This window comes from Zobellia laminariae (assembly GCF_030553095.1).
Taxonomy (GTDB): Bacteria; Bacteroidota; Bacteroidia; order Flavobacteriales; family Flavobacteriaceae; genus Zobellia; species Zobellia laminariae.
In genome coordinates, this window is sequence record NZ_CP130738.1 from 2,451,667 (window position 1) to 2,468,796 (window position 17,130).

General features: G+C 38.2%; 9 protein-coding genes, 1 tRNA gene and 2 pseudogenes. 8 read left to right on the plus strand and 4 right to left on the minus strand.

Translation table 11 applies throughout. From position 1 onward, the window contains the following. Nucleotides 1-18: 18 nt before the first annotated feature. Nucleotides 19-1,242 carry a metallophosphoesterase gene (locus Q5W13_RS11705; protein WP_304446413.1) on the plus strand — a complete coding sequence of 408 codons (1,224 nt, stop codon included), beginning with the start codon at nt 19-21 and terminating at the stop codon, nt 1,240-1,242. Between the two features lie 96 nt (nt 1,243-1,338). Next, nucleotides 1,339-1,635: a thioredoxin family protein gene (locus tag Q5W13_RS11710; protein ID WP_155594819.1), complete on the plus strand. Its 297-nt coding sequence runs from the start codon at nt 1,339-1,341 to the stop codon at nt 1,633-1,635. A gap of 125 nt (nt 1,636-1,760) precedes the next feature. On the opposite strand, the gene Q5W13_RS11715 is transcribed toward Q5W13_RS11710, so the two are convergent. Beyond that, the gene (locus Q5W13_RS11715; protein WP_304446414.1) at nt 1,761-5,144 is read right to left on the minus strand and encodes a glycosyltransferase family 117 protein; all 3,384 of its coding nucleotides are present in this window, start codon (nt 5,142-5,144) and stop codon (nt 1,761-1,763) included. Between the two features lie 297 nt (nt 5,145-5,441). Here Q5W13_RS11715 and Q5W13_RS11720 point away from each other — a divergent pair. Then, nucleotides 5,442-5,513, plus strand: a tRNA-Gln gene (locus Q5W13_RS11720). A 51-nt stretch (nt 5,514-5,564) separates the two neighbouring features. Here Q5W13_RS11720 and Q5W13_RS11725 read toward each other — a convergent pair. Together Q5W13_RS11725 and Q5W13_RS11730 are read right to left on the minus strand one after the other, a co-directional pair. Continuing rightward, a complete protein-coding gene (locus Q5W13_RS11725) occupies nt 5,565-5,765 on the minus strand; it encodes a hypothetical protein (RefSeq protein ID WP_304446415.1) in 201 nt (66 codons plus the stop codon). Continuing rightward, nucleotides 5,762-6,940, minus strand: coding sequence for a cation:proton antiporter domain-containing protein (locus Q5W13_RS11730; RefSeq protein ID WP_304446416.1), 1,179 nt, complete (start codon nt 6,938-6,940; stop codon nt 5,762-5,764). Before Q5W13_RS11730 ends, Q5W13_RS11725 begins: the two co-directional genes overlap by 4 nt. 191 nt (nt 6,941-7,131) lie before the next feature. On the opposite strand from Q5W13_RS11730, the gene rimP reads away from it, so the two are divergent. The 3 genes from rimP to infB all read left to right on the plus strand — a co-directional run bounded on the left by rimP (nt 7,132) and on the right by infB (nt 11,878). Beyond that, a complete protein-coding gene (rimP, locus tag Q5W13_RS11735; protein WP_304446417.1) occupies nt 7,132-7,593 on the plus strand; it encodes a ribosome assembly cofactor RimP in 462 nt (153 codons plus the stop codon). A 16-nt stretch (nt 7,594-7,609) separates the two neighbouring features. Continuing rightward, nucleotides 7,610-8,842 carry a transcription termination factor NusA gene (nusA, locus tag Q5W13_RS11740; protein WP_155594815.1) on the plus strand — a complete coding sequence of 411 codons (1,233 nt, stop codon included), beginning with the start codon at nt 7,610-7,612 and terminating at the stop codon, nt 8,840-8,842. Between the two features lie 120 nt (nt 8,843-8,962). Beyond that, a complete protein-coding gene (gene infB, locus Q5W13_RS11745) occupies nt 8,963-11,878 on the plus strand; it encodes a translation initiation factor IF-2 (protein ID WP_304446418.1) in 2,916 nt (971 codons plus the stop codon). A 58-nt stretch (nt 11,879-11,936) separates the two neighbouring features. On the opposite strand, the gene Q5W13_RS11750 is transcribed toward infB, so the two are convergent. Then, the gene (locus tag Q5W13_RS11750) at nt 11,937-12,308 is read right to left on the minus strand and encodes an SPOR domain-containing protein (RefSeq protein ID WP_155594813.1); all 372 of its coding nucleotides are present in this window, start codon (nt 12,306-12,308) and stop codon (nt 11,937-11,939) included. 235 nt (nt 12,309-12,543) lie between these two features. Between Q5W13_RS11750 and Q5W13_RS11755 the strand changes: the two are divergent. Together Q5W13_RS11755 and Q5W13_RS11760 are read left to right on the plus strand one after the other, a co-directional pair. After that, nucleotides 12,544-13,913: pseudogene (locus Q5W13_RS11755) on the plus strand (c-type cytochrome). A 34-nt stretch (nt 13,914-13,947) separates the two neighbouring features. After that, nucleotides 13,948-17,107, plus strand: a pseudogene (locus Q5W13_RS11760) (TAT-variant-translocated molybdopterin oxidoreductase). Nucleotides 17,108-17,130 lie beyond the last annotated feature (23 nt).

Genomic DNA, 17,130 nt, shown 5'->3' on the forward strand with positions numbered 1-17,130 from the left:
TAAAATACCTTTGTGGTTATGCTACGTTGGATTATATTTATTATCGCTTATGTTGTCATGGGCCTCTATACTTTGCAGGCTTTAAAAACTGTAACCAGATTCCCTTGGGTATACTATCTTTTTATTACGGTAGCTGTTATGGTGTTAGGGAATTTCATCTATCAATTTACATTTGGAGAGGAAGAAGGAAGGGTGCTTAGTAGGCCAAAAAGTTATGCTTTCGGGTTTTTACTAACCGTTCTGTCTTTTGAGTTGGTGACTATATTGTTCCTGTTTTCGGAAGATATCTTTCGGTTTTTGTCTAGTGTTTACTTTAAATTTTCGGGAGAATCAAAGCAATTTACTCTGCCAGAACGTCGCAAATTTTTGAGTATAATTGGTCTTGGTTTAGCTTCAATTCCTTTTGGAGCATTGCTTTATGGAATGTATAAAGGGAAATATAATTTTAAAGTTCTTAAATATAATTTGGAGTTTGATGATTTGCCCGATGGTTTTGATGGTTATCAAATCACCCAAATATCCGATGTGCATAGTGGTAGTTTTGATAATAGAAAAAAGATTGAATATGCCATTGATCTTATAAATAAGCAAAAAAGTGATGTTATTCTTTTTACTGGTGATTTGGTTAACAACATGGCTACCGAAATGGAGCCTTGGGCTGACCTTTTTGCAACTCTTGACGCTAAAGATGGTAAGTTTTCGATTTTAGGAAATCACGATTATGGAGACTATGTAGATTGGGATACAGAAGAAGCTAAGCATCAAAATTTAGAGGATTTGAAAACTCTTCAGCATAATATAGGTTTTGACCTTTTATTGAATGAAAACAGATATTTACAGAGAGGCAATGATAAGATTGCTTTGGTAGGTGTTGAAAACTGGGGTAGAGGCGGCTTCAAAAAAGCAGGTGATCTCAAAAAGGCAGTCGCTAATATTGATAAAGACGATTTTAAAATTCTTATGAGTCATGATCCATCTCATTGGGAAGATGTGGTGTTGCATGATGATTATCATTATCATCTTACTCTAAGCGGCCATACGCATGGTATGCAGTTTGGTATAGAAATACCCGGTTGGATAAAATGGAGCCCGGTAAAATGGCGTTATAGATATTGGGCGGGTATGTATAATGAGCTTGGTCAGTATATAAATGTGAACAGAGGTTTTGGCTTTTTAGGGTATCCGGGTAGAGTTGGTATTTGGCCCGAGATAACCGTAATTACGCTTAAAAAGAAAGCTTAACACGATTTTAACGCCTCCAAAAGTCTATAAAATTTGGGCTATAGGTGGCAATTTAACAATTTTTCTTACTTTTGGCTCTTAACCCAATAACTACCTATGTCAAAGTTTGGTGAACTAATAGATTTAAAAATTCCTGTTCTTTTGGATTTTTATGCGGATTGGAACGAGCAATCTAATGCAATGCATGCCGTTTTGCGCGATGTAGCTGCTGCCTTAGGTGATAAAGGCAAGGTTATAAAAATTGATGTAGATAAGAATAAAGAGCTTGCCCAAGCACTTCGTGTTAAGGGGTTGCCTACGTTAATGATTTACAAGAAAGGTGAAATGGTATGGCGCCAGAGTGGAGAACAAGATGCTAATACGCTTATTGGAATTCTAAACGAATACCTATAGTCTTTATAAATATTTTTTCTCATGAAGTCTCAGGGTAATTTTATCCTCTTCATATTAAAATAAAAAAAACGCCGCTACATTCAATATGTAGCGGCGTTTTTTTGGTTCGCTTAAATGCGATGAACTTAATTGGCACTGGGCACTAGAGCCGTGTCCAATGTCTTTTCCTCTGTAGTTGCTGCATCTATCGCAGTGGTATCTGAAATAGAAACACCATCTTCTAAATCCGGATTCTGACTAGGCTCCATATCGTCTTCTTTTAGCATATTATCTTTATAGAAATGCTGAAACTTGTCTATATATTCATTGAATATCAAGGTTTCTTTTTCGGCCATATCGCGATCATTATTGCCTATTAGGATATCTATATTTCTTCTATATCCTTCCATATCGGCTATGATTTCATCTATTTTCTCATACTGCTCTTCCAAAGGTATACCTGAGTAGTAATCCAGACGATCTTGGTAAATATATTTCAATTTGCCAAAAAGTTCTCTTGCTTTGGTGGTTTCACCAACTTTGTAATAACCATCTACAAAAGGTTCAACAAACGTATAGTATCCAAAATCTTCTACAGGAAGGTTTTTAATAGAGATGTCTATGATGTTCTTAGCTCTCTCTATGTCATCTTCTTTCAGTAGTTGCTCAAGTAGTCTAGCTAAGTTACTACGGTAAGACAGCCCTTGAATACGAGTTTGCGGATCATGGTAGATGTCTTCGCCGGAGTTGCCCCAATCCCAATTGGTGACCACTTCGTACATAAGGTCAGAATCTATACGTCCCATTTCGAAAGAATTTCTTCGTTCTGTCTTAATCGGTACTAATTTGTAGGCCATTCCGTCTAGTTGTAAATAGTCTTTCATCCAAATAAATTCGGCATCATCAAAGCTACCGCCAGAAAAATAAATAGGGCGTTTCCAATCGTTATTAGCTATGATGTCTAGCATCATCATACTCTTTTTGGTAATCGCACTTTTAGGTAAATCAATATCTATATAGTCAACGATTAATGCTGAATCCTTCTCTTTTACCAGTCCACTTTCTAGAACGTTCTTTTTGTTTACCGGTATACGAAGTAAGTTCGTAGGGTAATAAACAATGTTTTGACTACTTTCAGAATACGCATCTAAATCAATATTCTCTTGCCTTTCTAAAATGTATTTCAATTTAGTTTGTGGATTATCACTGTCTACCCACTTTATGAAGTCTTGAATAGACCAACGGCTTTCCGATATTTTTTTGTTAAAAAGCGGATCTACGGTTTGGAAGTATAGTACATCCCGAGATCCCCAACGGTATTTATCATGTGCAATTTGTGAAGGAATAGCTTCACTTTCGTAGGCCTTTCTCTTCATCTGGTCAATATACCAATCAGTTTCAAAAAGGCTGGTACAAATAATACGCACATCTGTCCGGTAACCTTCAATTTCTTGAGCATACCAAAGCGGGAAGGTATCGTTATCTCCAATAGTAAAGAGTATGGCCCCAGCATCTTCTTGACAAGAATCTAAGTACGCTTTTGCCGATGAATTAGCGGTAAAACGATTAGATCTATCATGGTCGTCCCAATTCTGTATTGCCATTACCGTAGGAACGGCCAACAGGCAGATTATAGTTACGGCAGGCGCAAGTATTTTTGGAGTGAGATATTTTTTGAGCTCGTCAAAAAGACCATAGACCCCAAGGCCTATCCATATTCCAAATATATAAAAAGAACCTACAAGTGAATAGTCTCGTTCACGGGGCTGAAAGATATATGGATTAGTGTAGAACTGTATAGCAAGACCGGTGAATAAAAAGAATATTAAAAGCACCCAAAACTGTTTTGGGTTTTTGCTTATTTGGAACAAGATGCCCACAATACCCAGGATTAGGGGTAAAAAGAAATACGTATTTCTGGCTTTGTTGTTCTTGACTTCATCGGGTAGGTTATCTTGACTTCCTAAACGGGGGCTGTCAACTAAGTCAATTCCGCTGAGCCATTCTCCGTTTCCGTTGTATCGGCCTTGAACGTCATTATTTTTTCCGGTAAAATTCCACATAAAATAACGCCAGTACATGTATCCAAACTGAAATTGTACCATGTATTTTACGTTTTGCCAAACTGATGGTGGCTGTACTTCAATATAATCACTAAACCTTCTTAGGAAGCTAATATATTGTTCAGCATCTATTTCGCCATTGGCAAAACCATCTTTTACTTGGGATACCGCTTTTCTTAGCTCTTCATTAGATTGGGTCATCTTAAAATCTAATGGCCCAAAATAACGCATGTAATTTTCAGCATTTTGACCGCTCCACATACGTGGAAGAAAGCCAATATGTTTAGGGTCATCTCCGGGAACAGCGCCTTTGTAATAATTTACGATTACGTATTTACCTGTTTTTTCGTCTTTTTCGTATTTAGGGGCCTCATCCTTGTCTTCGCCCCCTGCTCCAAATGTATTGGAGTAGTAAGTTCCATAAAAAGGACTGTCAACACCTGGGTATTGTTCGCGATTGTAATAGGCTAATAAAGCACGTGCATCTTCTGGGTTATTTTCGTTGATGACCACTCTTGCATTTGCACGAATAGGAAGCATCATCCAAGATGAGAACCCTAAGAATAGAAACATCAAACAAAGAACAATGGTGTTTGCTATTTTAAAATTATTCTTACGGGTGTAGTTTAATCCAAAATAGAATGCGGCTATAAATATGAGCCCCATAATTATGGTTCCTGAGTTAAATGGGAGACCAATATTATTTATAAAGAAGACTTCTGCCCAACCAAAAAGGTTTAAAACATAGGTTAAAGAGAATTTGTAAACCAACATTAATACCGCAATTACGGCAATGTTTGCAAGTAGAAAGTTTTTTACGGTTGTTGTTTTATATTTTTTAAAATAGAAAAGTAATCCAATTGATGGTATGGCCAAAAAGCCCATAAACTGAACACCAAAAGTAAGTCCAACCACATAAGAAATAAGAACAATCCATTTGTTCCCTCTCGGATTTTCAAGATCATCGGTCCATTTTAAACCAAGCCAAAGCAATAAAGCCATGAGTAGGCTAGCTGTGGAGTAAACCTCTGTCTCTACTGCGTTAAACCAAAAACTATCAGAAAATGTAAATGCAAGGGAACCAACGATACCGCTACCAAAAATGGCGATAGCTTTACTGTTCGTTATGACATCATCTTTACTTTTTATAAGTTTTTGGGTAAGATTGGTAATCGTCCAAAACATAAAAAGAATAGTGAATGCACTTGATACGCCTGATACGTAGTTCACCATACGGGCCACTTGATCTTGCTCAATTGCGAACATAGCGAAAAAGGCACCGATCATCTGGAGCAATGGTGCTCCGGGTGGGTGGCCTACCTGAAGTTTTGCAGATGTGGCAATGTATTCACCGGCATCCCAAAAACTGTTCGTGGGTTCAACAGTAATTGTATAAGTAATTAGGGCTATAAAAAAGACGGACCATCCAAGAAGATTGTCCCATTTTTCGAAGTTCTTTGAAAACATGTACTATGAGGTTTTACCAATGCGGCGAATTTACTAATTTATATAGATATGGATGGTCATTTTTGATAAACCTTTAACAAGCTCTTTGTAAGACGAATATAGCTTTGCATGCAGTTACTACCTTGTTAGCGGGTCTTGTGCGATAGAAATGAATTTTTTTATGAGTTTTATAATGCTGAAAATCTGTGGGTTGTGGAGATTTTAAATTTTTGTTGTAAAAAATGTTTGTGTAAACGAAACTTTGTTTTAAATTTGCACGCTCAAATGCTGAACTTGTTTCAGCGATATTTACGGTAATGGCCTATGGTGTAATTGGCAACACAGCTGTTTTTGGTACAGTCGTTCTAGGTTCGAGTCCTAGTAGGCCAACAGAAATTTAAAAACCCGATACTTCAAAGTATTGGGTTTTTTATTTTTACCCTAGATAGGCCTGTGGTCTAAGCCTGTGTCTTCTATCTCTCCGGAAGCGTCTTCTTCGTTTTTTGTGACTTCTTCCTTTGTTTCTGTTTCTAGAGTTTCGGAGTTATGTTCGTTAAGCTGGTCTTCAGCCTCATTACGGGCTAAAATTTCTTCATCAATCTCATCTAGCATCGTTCCCATTTTCTTTTTGTCCCGTATCATGGCCCATAGGTCATAATCAAACTAGTGGCAATAATAACAAACAATAGGATTCCAGATTCAAAGCCTGCAATTTCGGCTTCTGCGGGAATAGCGTAGAACAATAGTATGGTAATCAAACCCCTTGGGGCTATAAAGGCTTGCGGTAGAATATCTTTTCCAATGAAAATTCGTAAAATAAGGAAGCGAATAACGTAAATAGATGCAATGATTAGAATGCTGACCATAGCAACATTAAGACTCATAAGTGAGGCGAGTACAATGGTAACCCCAAAGATTACGAAGAAAAAAGTACGGACAACAAAAGCTGTTTCTAGTGTGATGATGTGTAGTTCGTGAAAAACTTGTTGCATTTTTTCCTTTTCAAGGAAAATAGCGGTCTTACCGGGAAAGAACAGTTTTACGTTCGCAATTACCAAACCGAATATTAAAATTATAATAAGTGAGGAGAGGTGCATCTTTTTTCCGATTGCGTATAAAAGAAGTAGTACGGCTATTAATAAAAATTGTTTGGCCTGACTTTTAATTTTCTGGAAAATTAGAACAAGCGCGTAACTGGCGATTATGGCAATAACTATGGTTAGGACAATGTTTCCTGCAAAAGCAACGGGTCCAGAGTCAGTTTCTGGGTCTAGCCCTCCAGTAAGGAAGTAGAACATCATAATACCCATGATGTCCGAAAAGGTGCTTTCGTAAATATGGAATTCCTTCTTTTCTTCCTTTAGGCTGCTTACGCTTGGTATGATTATAGCGCTCGATAATATGGAAAGGGGAGTGGCGTATAGCCATGCGGACTGCATGGTCATGCCGTCAATAAATTGATATAGCACAAGGGCGGCTACCCATGCAGAGGCAACGAGCCCAATGAGGGCAATAGCCATAGATTTAAGAATGGGTACTAGTTTTTCGCGTTTTAGCTCAAGCTCTAGAGCAGCTTCAAGAACAATCATTATCAATCCAACCGTACCTATTATCTCTAAAGTGCCACGAAGATTTTTTTCGAAATCAATTTCGGTACCCAGTACATATTTAAGGCCAAATTGTAGGGCAACGCCCAAAACAATAAGCATAAGTACAGATGGGATATTGGTCTTTTTTGAGATGCCGTTGAACCAAAATGAGATAATAACTATGGCAGAAGCGCCAATAATCATATTGTAAGATGAGAGTATTTCCATAGTTATTGGTTTGATTGAGGTATTTAAAAGTACTATTAAATAGTTAATTTAATATGAATTGATATGATATAGAACTCTTTAGGTGAATCGGATATTGCGGGAAACAAAAAAATTGTATATTTGCAGGACTGAAAGGATATAAAAGTATTCATGAGGGGACAATTTAGTCCTCTTTTTTATTTCTAAATGTTATGTTGAAGAGTAAGGTTGAAGCCCTTTTAAATGATGCCCTAGAAGAAGATGGCTCGTTGTTTTTAATCGATTTTTCGATATTAGCGGACAATACCATAAGAGTGGTTTTGGATGGTGATGAAGGGGTAACAGTACAGGATTGTGTGAGAATTAGTCGCGCAATTGAGAATGAATTAGATAGTGAGGAGTATGATTTTTCGTTAGAAGTTACTTCCTCAGGAGCGGCATCCCCATTAGTAATGCCAAGGCAGTATGTAAAAAATATTGGTCGAAAGCTTGCAGTGAGAACACAAGGAGGTGAGTTTGAGGGAAATTTAACCGGAACTAACGATGAAGGTATTGTGCTGGAATGGAAAGCACGGGAACCCAAACCCATAGGAAAAGGGAAAGTTACAGTTCAGAAAAAAGAGCAAATCAATTTTTCTGATATTAAAGAAGCAAAAGTCATTTTAAAATTTTAAAGGTAATAGTAGCATAATGGAAAATATTGCACTGATTGAGTCTTTTTCGGAATTTAAAGACGACAAATACATAGATAGAGTAACCTTAATGGCCATTTTGGAAGATGTTTTCCGAAGTGCTCTTAAGAAGAAATTTGGTTCTGATGACAATTTTGACATCATTATCAACCCTGATAAAGGTGATTTAGAGATTTGGAGAAACCGTATAGTTGTAGAAGATGGTGAGGTAGAAGAACCAAACGAAGAGATATCGCTTACGGAAGCACGTAAAATTGAGCCGGATTTTGAAGTTGGTGAAGATGTTTCTGAAGAAGTGAAGCTTATAGATTTGGGAAGAAGAGCTATTTTGGCACTTCGTCAAAACTTGATTTCAAAAATTCACGAGCACGACAATACAACCATTTACAAGCACTTTAAGGAGCTTGAAGGTGAGATTTATACTGCAGAGGTGCATCATATTCGTCATAAAGCAATTATTTTGCTAGATGATGAAGGCAATGAGATTATTTTACCAAAAGATAGACAGATACCATCTGACTTCTTTAGAAAAGGAGATAATGTTCGTGGTGTAATAGAGAGTGTAGAGTTAAAGGGTAGCAAACCAACGATTATTATGTCTAGGAGCTCCCCTAAATTTTTGGAACAATTGTTTTTTCAAGAAATTCCAGAAGTTTACGATGGTCTTATTACAGTTAAAAAGGTTGTGCGTATACCAGGAGAAAAAGCAAAAGTTGCTGTTGATTCATATGATGACCGTATTGATCCGGTAGGTGCCTGTGTAGGTATGAAAGGTTCTAGAATTCACGGTATAGTTCGTGAGTTGGGTAATGAAAATATTGATGTTATCAATTGGACGGCCAATCCACAGTTAATGGTAACTAGGGCGTTGAGTCCTGCAAGAGTATCTTCTGTGAAGTTGAATGACGAGAAGATGACAGCGCAAGTTTACCTAAGACCAGAAGAAGTTTCTAAAGCTATTGGTCGTGGTGGGCACAATATTCGATTAGCTGGTCAGTTAACTGGTTATGAGATAGATGTGTTTAGAGAAGGTGTTGAGGAAGATGTAGAGTTGACAGAGTTTAGAGATGAAATTGATGCTTGGATTATTGAAGAATTCAAGAAAATAGGATTAGATACAGCTCGTAGTATTTTAGAGCAAGATGTAGCTGATTTAGTAAAACGTACCGACTTGGAAGAGGAAACTATTTCAGAAGTTGTGCGTATTCTGAAAGAAGAATTAGAAGATTAGCTATGAACTCGTCATGGGTTTTAATACTTTAGCGGAAAATTCTGCTAATGTGTTGGATTGTGAAACCGCATTGGAGTTCTGTATATTACAAGGATTAAAGAGAATTAGGAGAAAGTATTTATGGCAGACATTGCAAAAATTAGGCTTAATAAGGTCCTCAAAGAGTTTAATATTTCTTTGGATAGGGCGGTTGATTTTCTTGCCTCAAAGGGGCATGATATCGATGCGCGACCTACTACAAAGATTTCCGATAAGGTTTACGAAGTACTTCAAGGAGAATTTCAGACCGATAAGAGCAAGAAAGTCGCCTCCAAAGAAGTAGGTGAAGAAAAGCGTAAGGAAAAAGAGGCTTTGCGATTGCAGTTAGAGCAAGAGCAAGAAGACAGACGTACGGCTAGAGAAAAACGTGCTGCTGAGGCAGAGAAAACTCTGGTAGGCAAAGTTGAACTTCAAGGTCCTAAGACAGTCGGCAAGATTGATCTTGATGCTGATAAGAAGCCTAAAGTTGCTGCTACTCCTGATCCAGTTGAGGAAAAAGTAGAAGAAGTAGAAAAGATGGAAAAAGAGGTTGTCGCCGAGGTTGAAAAGCCAAAAGAGGTAGAGCAACCCAAGAAGGTAGAAGAGAAACAACCAGTTGTTGAAGAGAAGCCTGCAAAAAATATAGTTGAAAAGCCTAAGGTCATTGCAAAAATTGATCTTGATGCTGTTAAGAAGCCAAAAGCTAAGCCAGCTCCCGTTCAGGAAAAGGCCAAAGCTCCTGAAGCAAAGAAAGTAGAGGAGGTTAAAGCTGAGGCTCCTGCTCCAGTAGCAGAAGGGTCAACGGAAGAAGCTTCTGAAGAGAAGAAGGATGATGGCGTCTTAACTACCAAATACAAGAAACTTACCGGTCCTAAGATTACGGCTAAAATTGACCTTTCCCAATTCAATAAGCCTAAGAAGAAGAAAGAAGATGCTAAAGCAGGTTCTGATTCTAATGCTGATCGTAAGAAGAGAAGAAGACGTATAGTAAGTAGCCCAGGAAGTAATGCCAAGCCTAATGCACCAAGACCTCGTGGTACTGGTCCGGCAGCTAGGAAAAGTCCAGGTGGAGGAAATTCACGTTTTGGAGCTCCTAAGGTAGAGCCTACGGAAGTAGATGTACAAAAACAGATTAGAGAGACCTTAGAGAAATTACAGGGTAAATCTAAAAAAGGTAAAGGAGCCAAATACAGAAGAGATAAAAGAGATCAACACCGTCAACAAACGGAAAAAGATCTTGAACAGCAAGAATTAGAGAGCAAAGTATTAAAGGTTACAGAATTTGTAACTGTTGGTGAAGTTGCTACCATGATGGAAGTTTCTACTACCGAAATTATTTCGGCATGTATGTCTCTTGGTATTATGGTTACGATGAACCAACGTCTAGATGCTGAAACTCTATCTATAGTTGCGGAAGAATTTGGTTTCGAAGTTGAATTTGTTACAGCAGACCTTGAAGAGTCTATAGAAGTTGAAGCAGATGCTCCAGAAGATTTAAAATCACGTGCTCCTATCGTTACAGTAATGGGGCATGTAGATCACGGTAAAACATCGTTATTGGATTATGTTAGACAAGCTAATGTAATTGCAGGTGAAAGTGGAGGAATTACACAGCACATTGGTGCTTATGGGGTTACACTAGAAGGTGGTCAGAAAATTACATTTTTGGATACACCGGGTCACGAAGCCTTTACCGCGATGCGTGCAAGGGGTGCTCAGGTTACAGATATTGCCGTTATTGTAATTGCTGCGGATGATTCAATCATGCCACAGACAAAAGAAGCAATTAGTCATGCGCAAGCAGCGGGTGTGCCAATTGTATTTGCAATAAACAAAATTGATAGACCGGCAGCTAATCCTGAGAAAATTAAGGATAGTCTGGCACAAATGAATTTGTTGGTAGAAGACTGGGGTGGTAAAATACAATCGCAGGATATTTCAGCAAAAACAGGTGAAGGTGTAAAAGAATTACTTGAAAAAGTATTACTAGAAGCAGAACTATTAGAACTTAAATCTAATCCAGATAAGAGAGCTAACGGTACTGTTGTTGAAGCATTTTTAGATAAAGGACGTGGTTATGTCTCTACTATATTGGTTCAAGGCGGAACTCTTAAAATTGGTGATTACGTTTTAGCGGGTACCAATAGTGGGAAAGTTAAGGCTATGCAGGATGAGCGTGGAAACACAGTCAAAGAAGCTGGTCCGGCTACACCAATATCTATTTTAGGTCTTGATGGTGCACCACAGGCAGGTGATAAGTTTCATGTACTTGAGGATGAAAGAGAAGCTAAGCAGATTGCTACTAAGCGTTCGCAGTTGCAACGTGAGCAGTCAGTTAGAACTCAACGTCATATTACTCTAGACGAAATTGGAAGAAGAATTGCTTTAGGTGACTTTAAAGAACTTAACATTATCTTGAAAGGTGATGTTGATGGATCTGTTGAAGCATTGACCGATTCGTTCCAGAAATTATCTACAGAAGAAATTCAAGTTAATATTATACATAAAGGTGTTGGTGCGATTACCGAATCTGATGTACTACTAGCTTCTGCGTCTGACGCAATTATTATTGGGTTTAATGTAAGGCCAATGGGTAATGCTAGAGATGTAGCAGAGAAAGAGGAAATTGATATCAGAATGTACTCAATTATCTACGATGCTATTAATGATCTTAAAGATGCTATGGAGGGAATGCTTTCTCCAGAGATTAAAGAGGAGATTACTGGTACTGCAGAGATTAGAGAAACCTTTAAGATATCAAAAGTTGGTACAATTGCTGGTTGTATGGTTACAACAGGTAAGATTTACCGTTCTGCAGGAATGCGTCTTATACGAGATGGTGTTGTTGTCCACACTGGTGAGCTATCTTCTTTGAAACGTTTCAAGGATGATGTTAAGGAAGTAGCTAAAGGTTATGATTGTGGTCTTCAGGTGAAGAACTTCAATGAGATAATGGAGGGAGATATTGTAGAGACCTTCAGAGAAGTAGAAGTTAAGAAGAAGTTGAAATCTAAATAAACCTAGGTTTAGAATAAGATTGAAAGCTTATTAAATAATAAATTGCAAAAAATCGACCTTAACGGGTCGATTTTTTTGGTTTTAATAACATGGCGTCAGGATATTTTTTCCGGACTTCTTTAAATTTTCTTTCGGCATCTAACTTGTTCTGAAATCTCCCAACTCTTACTCGGTATGTGGGGGAATCAAAATCAATTTTGGAAGGAAGGTCAGGAAAATCCTGTTCCACATTATTCTGGAGATTCTGTGCTTTGCTATAAGAACCAAAGCCGACTTGAATGCGATAATAATCCGAACTTTCGTTTGAAGTCTTATATATTTCGATTAAATCTGTGATCTTTTCGTCTTGTTCAATGTTAATTTGGCCTTGTTGGGCATAACTAAATGTTAAAGACGCCATGGTGAAACTAAGTACAAAAATTGTCTTCATTGTAGTGAAATAATTGGGTTTTAATATTTTATGTAAAAGTAGTTTATTCGTAAGTATTCAATAGGGTCGCGTTTTATTTAGAATAATTATAAATTGCGAATTATAGATCCGTTAACATTTTCAAAATAAAGTCTAATGCTTATTTTTGCCTTCGATTTTAGCACTGATAATAACAATATAAGAATTTCTCAAAATGAAATTATCGTGCCAAGATGTCGATAGAAATAAGATTCATATGAAAAAGGTTCCGTACCGCCATTCGATTTCTAAGGTTTTAGGTGTAACTCTATTTGTTTTCCTGTTATTTTCCGTTTCTATATCTGCTCAAGAAGACGGTGCTGCAGACGAAGCTGCTACTGAGGCTGCTGGTGCTGGTGATACGGCGGGAGATCCTGCAAAGGGGAAAGCGCTATTTAATCAAAACTGTGCTGCTTGTCACGCTTTAAATCGTAAAATGACTGGTCCAGCTCTAGCTAATGTAGAGACTAGATTGTCTGACGATGAAGGTTTAGATCGTGAGTGGTTGTATAAGTGGATTAAAAACAGTCCAGGTTTAATTGCTTCTGGAGATTCTTATGCTAAAAAGGTGTACGCAGAGTACAATCAGGCGGCAATGACTCCTTTTCCGACATTTTCAAATGAGGATATAGATAATATTTTAGCTTACACGGCTGCTCCGCCAAAAACAGCTGCTCCGGCCGCTGCTGGTGCAGAAGCTGCTGCGGGTGCTTCTGGAGCTGATGCTTCGGCAGGTATATCTAATGAGATTATATTAGGTGCTCTTGCGCTTGTCTTTGCTCTTTTAGTTGGGATGTTGTTCTTGGTGAATAAAACTCTTAGAAGAATTGCTGAGGCAAACGGAGTTGTTTTGGAAGATGAAGCGTCTTCAAAACGATTGCCTTTGTGGAAAGCTTTTGCTAAAAATCAATTTTTGGTTTTGGTAACTGTTATTTTCTTGTTATTGGGTAGTGCTTATTTTGCATATGGTTGGATGATGCAGGTTGGTGTTGATCAAGGCTATCAGCCAATTCAGCCAATTCATTATTCGCACCGTATCCATGCTGGTGATAATAAAATAGAATGTAAGTATTGCCACTCTTCTGCACGTGTGTCTAAAACTTCTGGTATTCCTGCACTTAATGTGTGTATGAACTGTCATAAATCAATTTACCAAGTTGCTGATGAGACTTTGGAGGAAGGTAAGCGTGAGTATGGTGTTGATTATAACAAAGAGATTAAGAAATTATATGCCGCTGTAGGTTGGGACGAGGAAAATCAAAAATACACAGGTGAAAGCCAGCCAGTAGAATGGGTGCGTATTCATAACTTGCCAGATTTTGCATATTTCAATCACTCTCAACACGTAAGTGTTGCAGGAATTGAATGTCAGCAATGTCACGGTCCTGTAGAGGAGATGGAGATTATGTATCAATTCTCTCCTTTAACTATGGGTTGGTGTATTAATTGTCACCGTGAGACTGAAATTAAAGTTGAGGGTAACGCATACTACGATAAAATTCATACCGAGCTTTTAGGAAATATGGTGTTGAAAAGTTGACGGCCGCACAAATGGGTGGTCTGGAATGTGGAAAGTGTCATTATTAATCGAACTAGAAAGTAGCTAATTACATAAAAACGTATGGCATCAAACAAAAAATATTGGAAGAACGAGGCGGAATTAAATCCGAACGATTCCATTGTTGAGACGCTAAAGCAGAACGAATTTGTTGAACCGATTCCTGTAGATGATTTTTTGGGTGATAAAGAAAGTCTATCCGCTACATCTACTAACAGAAGAGATTTCCTCAAATACGTAGGTTTTAGTACAGCAGCCGCTTCATTGGCTGCCTGTGAAGGACCTGTGCATAAATCTATTCCTTATGTTGTTCAGCCAGAAAATATTATTCCTGGTGTTGCAAATTTTTATGCGACTACTATAGCAAACGGTTTTGACTTTGCAAGTATTCTTATAAAGACAAGAGAAGGTCGTCCAATTAAGGTTGAAAATAATAAAGATGCTAAGGTAGCGGGTTCTGCGAATGCTAGAGTTCAGGCATCTGTACTTTCATTGTATGATAGTACGCGCTTACAGGGTCCCATGGCAAATGGAGAGCCTACTGAATGGTCTGTTTTAGATGCCGCAGTAAAAGCAAAGCTAGGGAGTCTTAAGGGCTCAGGTCAGCAAATTGCATTGTTGACTCAAACTTATGCTAGTCCTTCTACAGATAGACTAATTGGTGATTTAAAGGCTGAATATAGTAATGTAAACCATGTGGTTTATGATGCTATTTCAGAAGATGCAGCCGCTAGTGCTTATGAAGCAAAATACGGTGAGCGTGCATTGGCAGATTATGATTTTGAAAAAGCTGACCTTATAGTTTCTTTCGGAGCGGATTTCTTAGGAGATTGGCAAGGAGGTGGCTATGACGGTGGTTACGCAAAAGGTAGGATTCCTAAGAACGGTAAAATGTCTCGTCACGTACAGTTTGAGGCGAACATGAGTTTGAGTGGAGCAAATGCCGATAAGCGTGTGCCTTTAACTCCAATGCAACAGAAAATAGCTTTGGCTCAGTTGTATGCTAAGTTAAACGGAACAAGTGTTGGTGGTGAACTTTCTGAGAATGTTCAAAAGACCATTGACGACGTTGCTGCTGAAATACGAAAAAATAAAAGTGGAGCTGTAATTGTTACAGGTCTAGATGATATAAACGCCCAAACGGTTGTGCTTGCAATAAATGAAATGTTGGGAAGTAAGGCATATGATGCTGCTTCTCCTCGTTATGTTAGGCAAGGTAATGTTAAAGCTGTACAGAAGTTAATATCTGATATGAAAGCGGGCAAAGTTGGCGCGTTACTAGTAGATGGTGTTAACCCTATGTATACGTTGCCAAATTCAGCAGATTTTAAAGAGGGTGTTGAGAAAGTAGGTCTTTCTGTGGTGTTTTCTAATAACTGGAATGAAACTACAGAAGTTGCTCAATATACCGCAGCTGCTAATCATTTCTTGGAATCGTGGGGTGATACTCAGATTAAGAAAGGGCAATACAGTTTAATGCAGCCTACTATTAAAGAGCTTTTTGATACAAGACAGTTTCAGACAGCTTTATTAACTTGGTTGGGTAGTGATAAATCTTACTACGAATACGTAAAGGAAACTTGGAATCAGTCAATTTTGGCTGGTAACGATTGGAGCAAAGCACTTCATGATGGTGTTTATTCTGCTGCAGGTATGACTTTGGCTTCCAGTGCTGATGCTGATCCTGAAAATACGGTTTCTGCTGAAGTAGATAAAGAAGCCGTTAATGTTGTAGAGGAAGTAGTTGCGCAAGCGGGAATTCCTATTGCAACGGCAATTAATAGTTTGGTAAACGCTACAAGTGGTGGCGGTGTTGAGCTTACTTTGTACTCTAAAACGGGTATGGGAGCTGGACAACAAGCAAATAACCCTTGGTTACAAGAATTCCCTGATCCTATTACTAGAGTATCTTGGGATAACTATGTTACCGTTTCTAAGGCAGATGCAGAGCGTTTAGGTTTTGTAAATGAGCATGTAGCTAACGGTGGTTTGGATGGTAGTTATGCCAACGTTACTGTAAATGGTATTGTAGTAAATAATATTCCTGTAATCATCCAGCCAAGGTCAGGCAATTGGTTCTATCGGTCTTTCTTTCGGTTACGGAAGAAAAGTGGGTATGAAAACTGAAATGCAGACTGGTGTAAATGCTTATCCTTTATATCAAGACTTTAATAGTGTGCAAGCTGCTACTATAGAGAAGGCTTCTGGAATGCATGAGTTTGCATGTATTCAGTTGCATAAAACTTTAATGGGTAGAGGAGATATAATTAAGGAGACTACCTTAGAGATTTTCAATACAAAAGATCATTCTGAGTGGAATGAAGTGCCAATGGTTTCATTGGATCATCAAGAAGTACCTGCTACTTCTGTAGATTTATGGGATAGTTTTGATCGTACTATAGGTCATCACTTTAACATGTCAATAGACTTAAACGCTTGTACCGGTTGTGGTGCTTGTGTTATTGCATGTCATGCTGAGAACAACGTACCGGTAGTAGGTAAAGAAGAAGTTAGAAAGAGTAGGGATATGCACTGGTTGCGTATCGATAGATATTATTCTTCAGAAGATACTTTTGAAGGTGATAATATCAAGAAGGATGAATTTGATGGCTTAACTGGTGAGAAAGGTTCTTTAAGTGGTTTTGGTGAGTTGGAGCATCCAGCAGCTAATCCTCAAGTTGCTTTTCAGCCTGTAATGTGTCAGCATTGTAATCACGCACCATGTGAAACAGTTTGTCCGGTTGCGGCAACATCACATAGCCGTCAAGGTCAGAACCATATGGCGTATAACCGTTGTGTAGGTACAAGATACTGTGCTAACAACTGTCCGTACAAAGTGCGTAGGTTTAACTGGTTCTTGTATAACAACAATGACGAGTTTGATTACCACATGAACAATGACTTGGGCAAGATGGTGTTGAATCCTGACGTAAACGTTCGTTCAAGAGGGGTTATAGAAAAATGTTCTATGTGTATTCAGAAGACTCAAAAGTCTATCTTAGATGCTAAAAAAGATGGACGTCTTGTTAAAGATGAAGAGTTTCAGACAGCGTGTTCTTCTGCATGTAGTACAGGGGCTATAGTCTTTGGAGATGTTAATGATAAGGAAAGTGAAGTTTCCGAATTGGTAGAGAGTAACCGTATGTACCATTTGTTGGAGCATGTAGGAACCAAGCCAAATGTGTTCTATCATGTTAAGGTAAGGAACACGATCGAAGCATAAAACCGTATTTAAGTAAACAACTA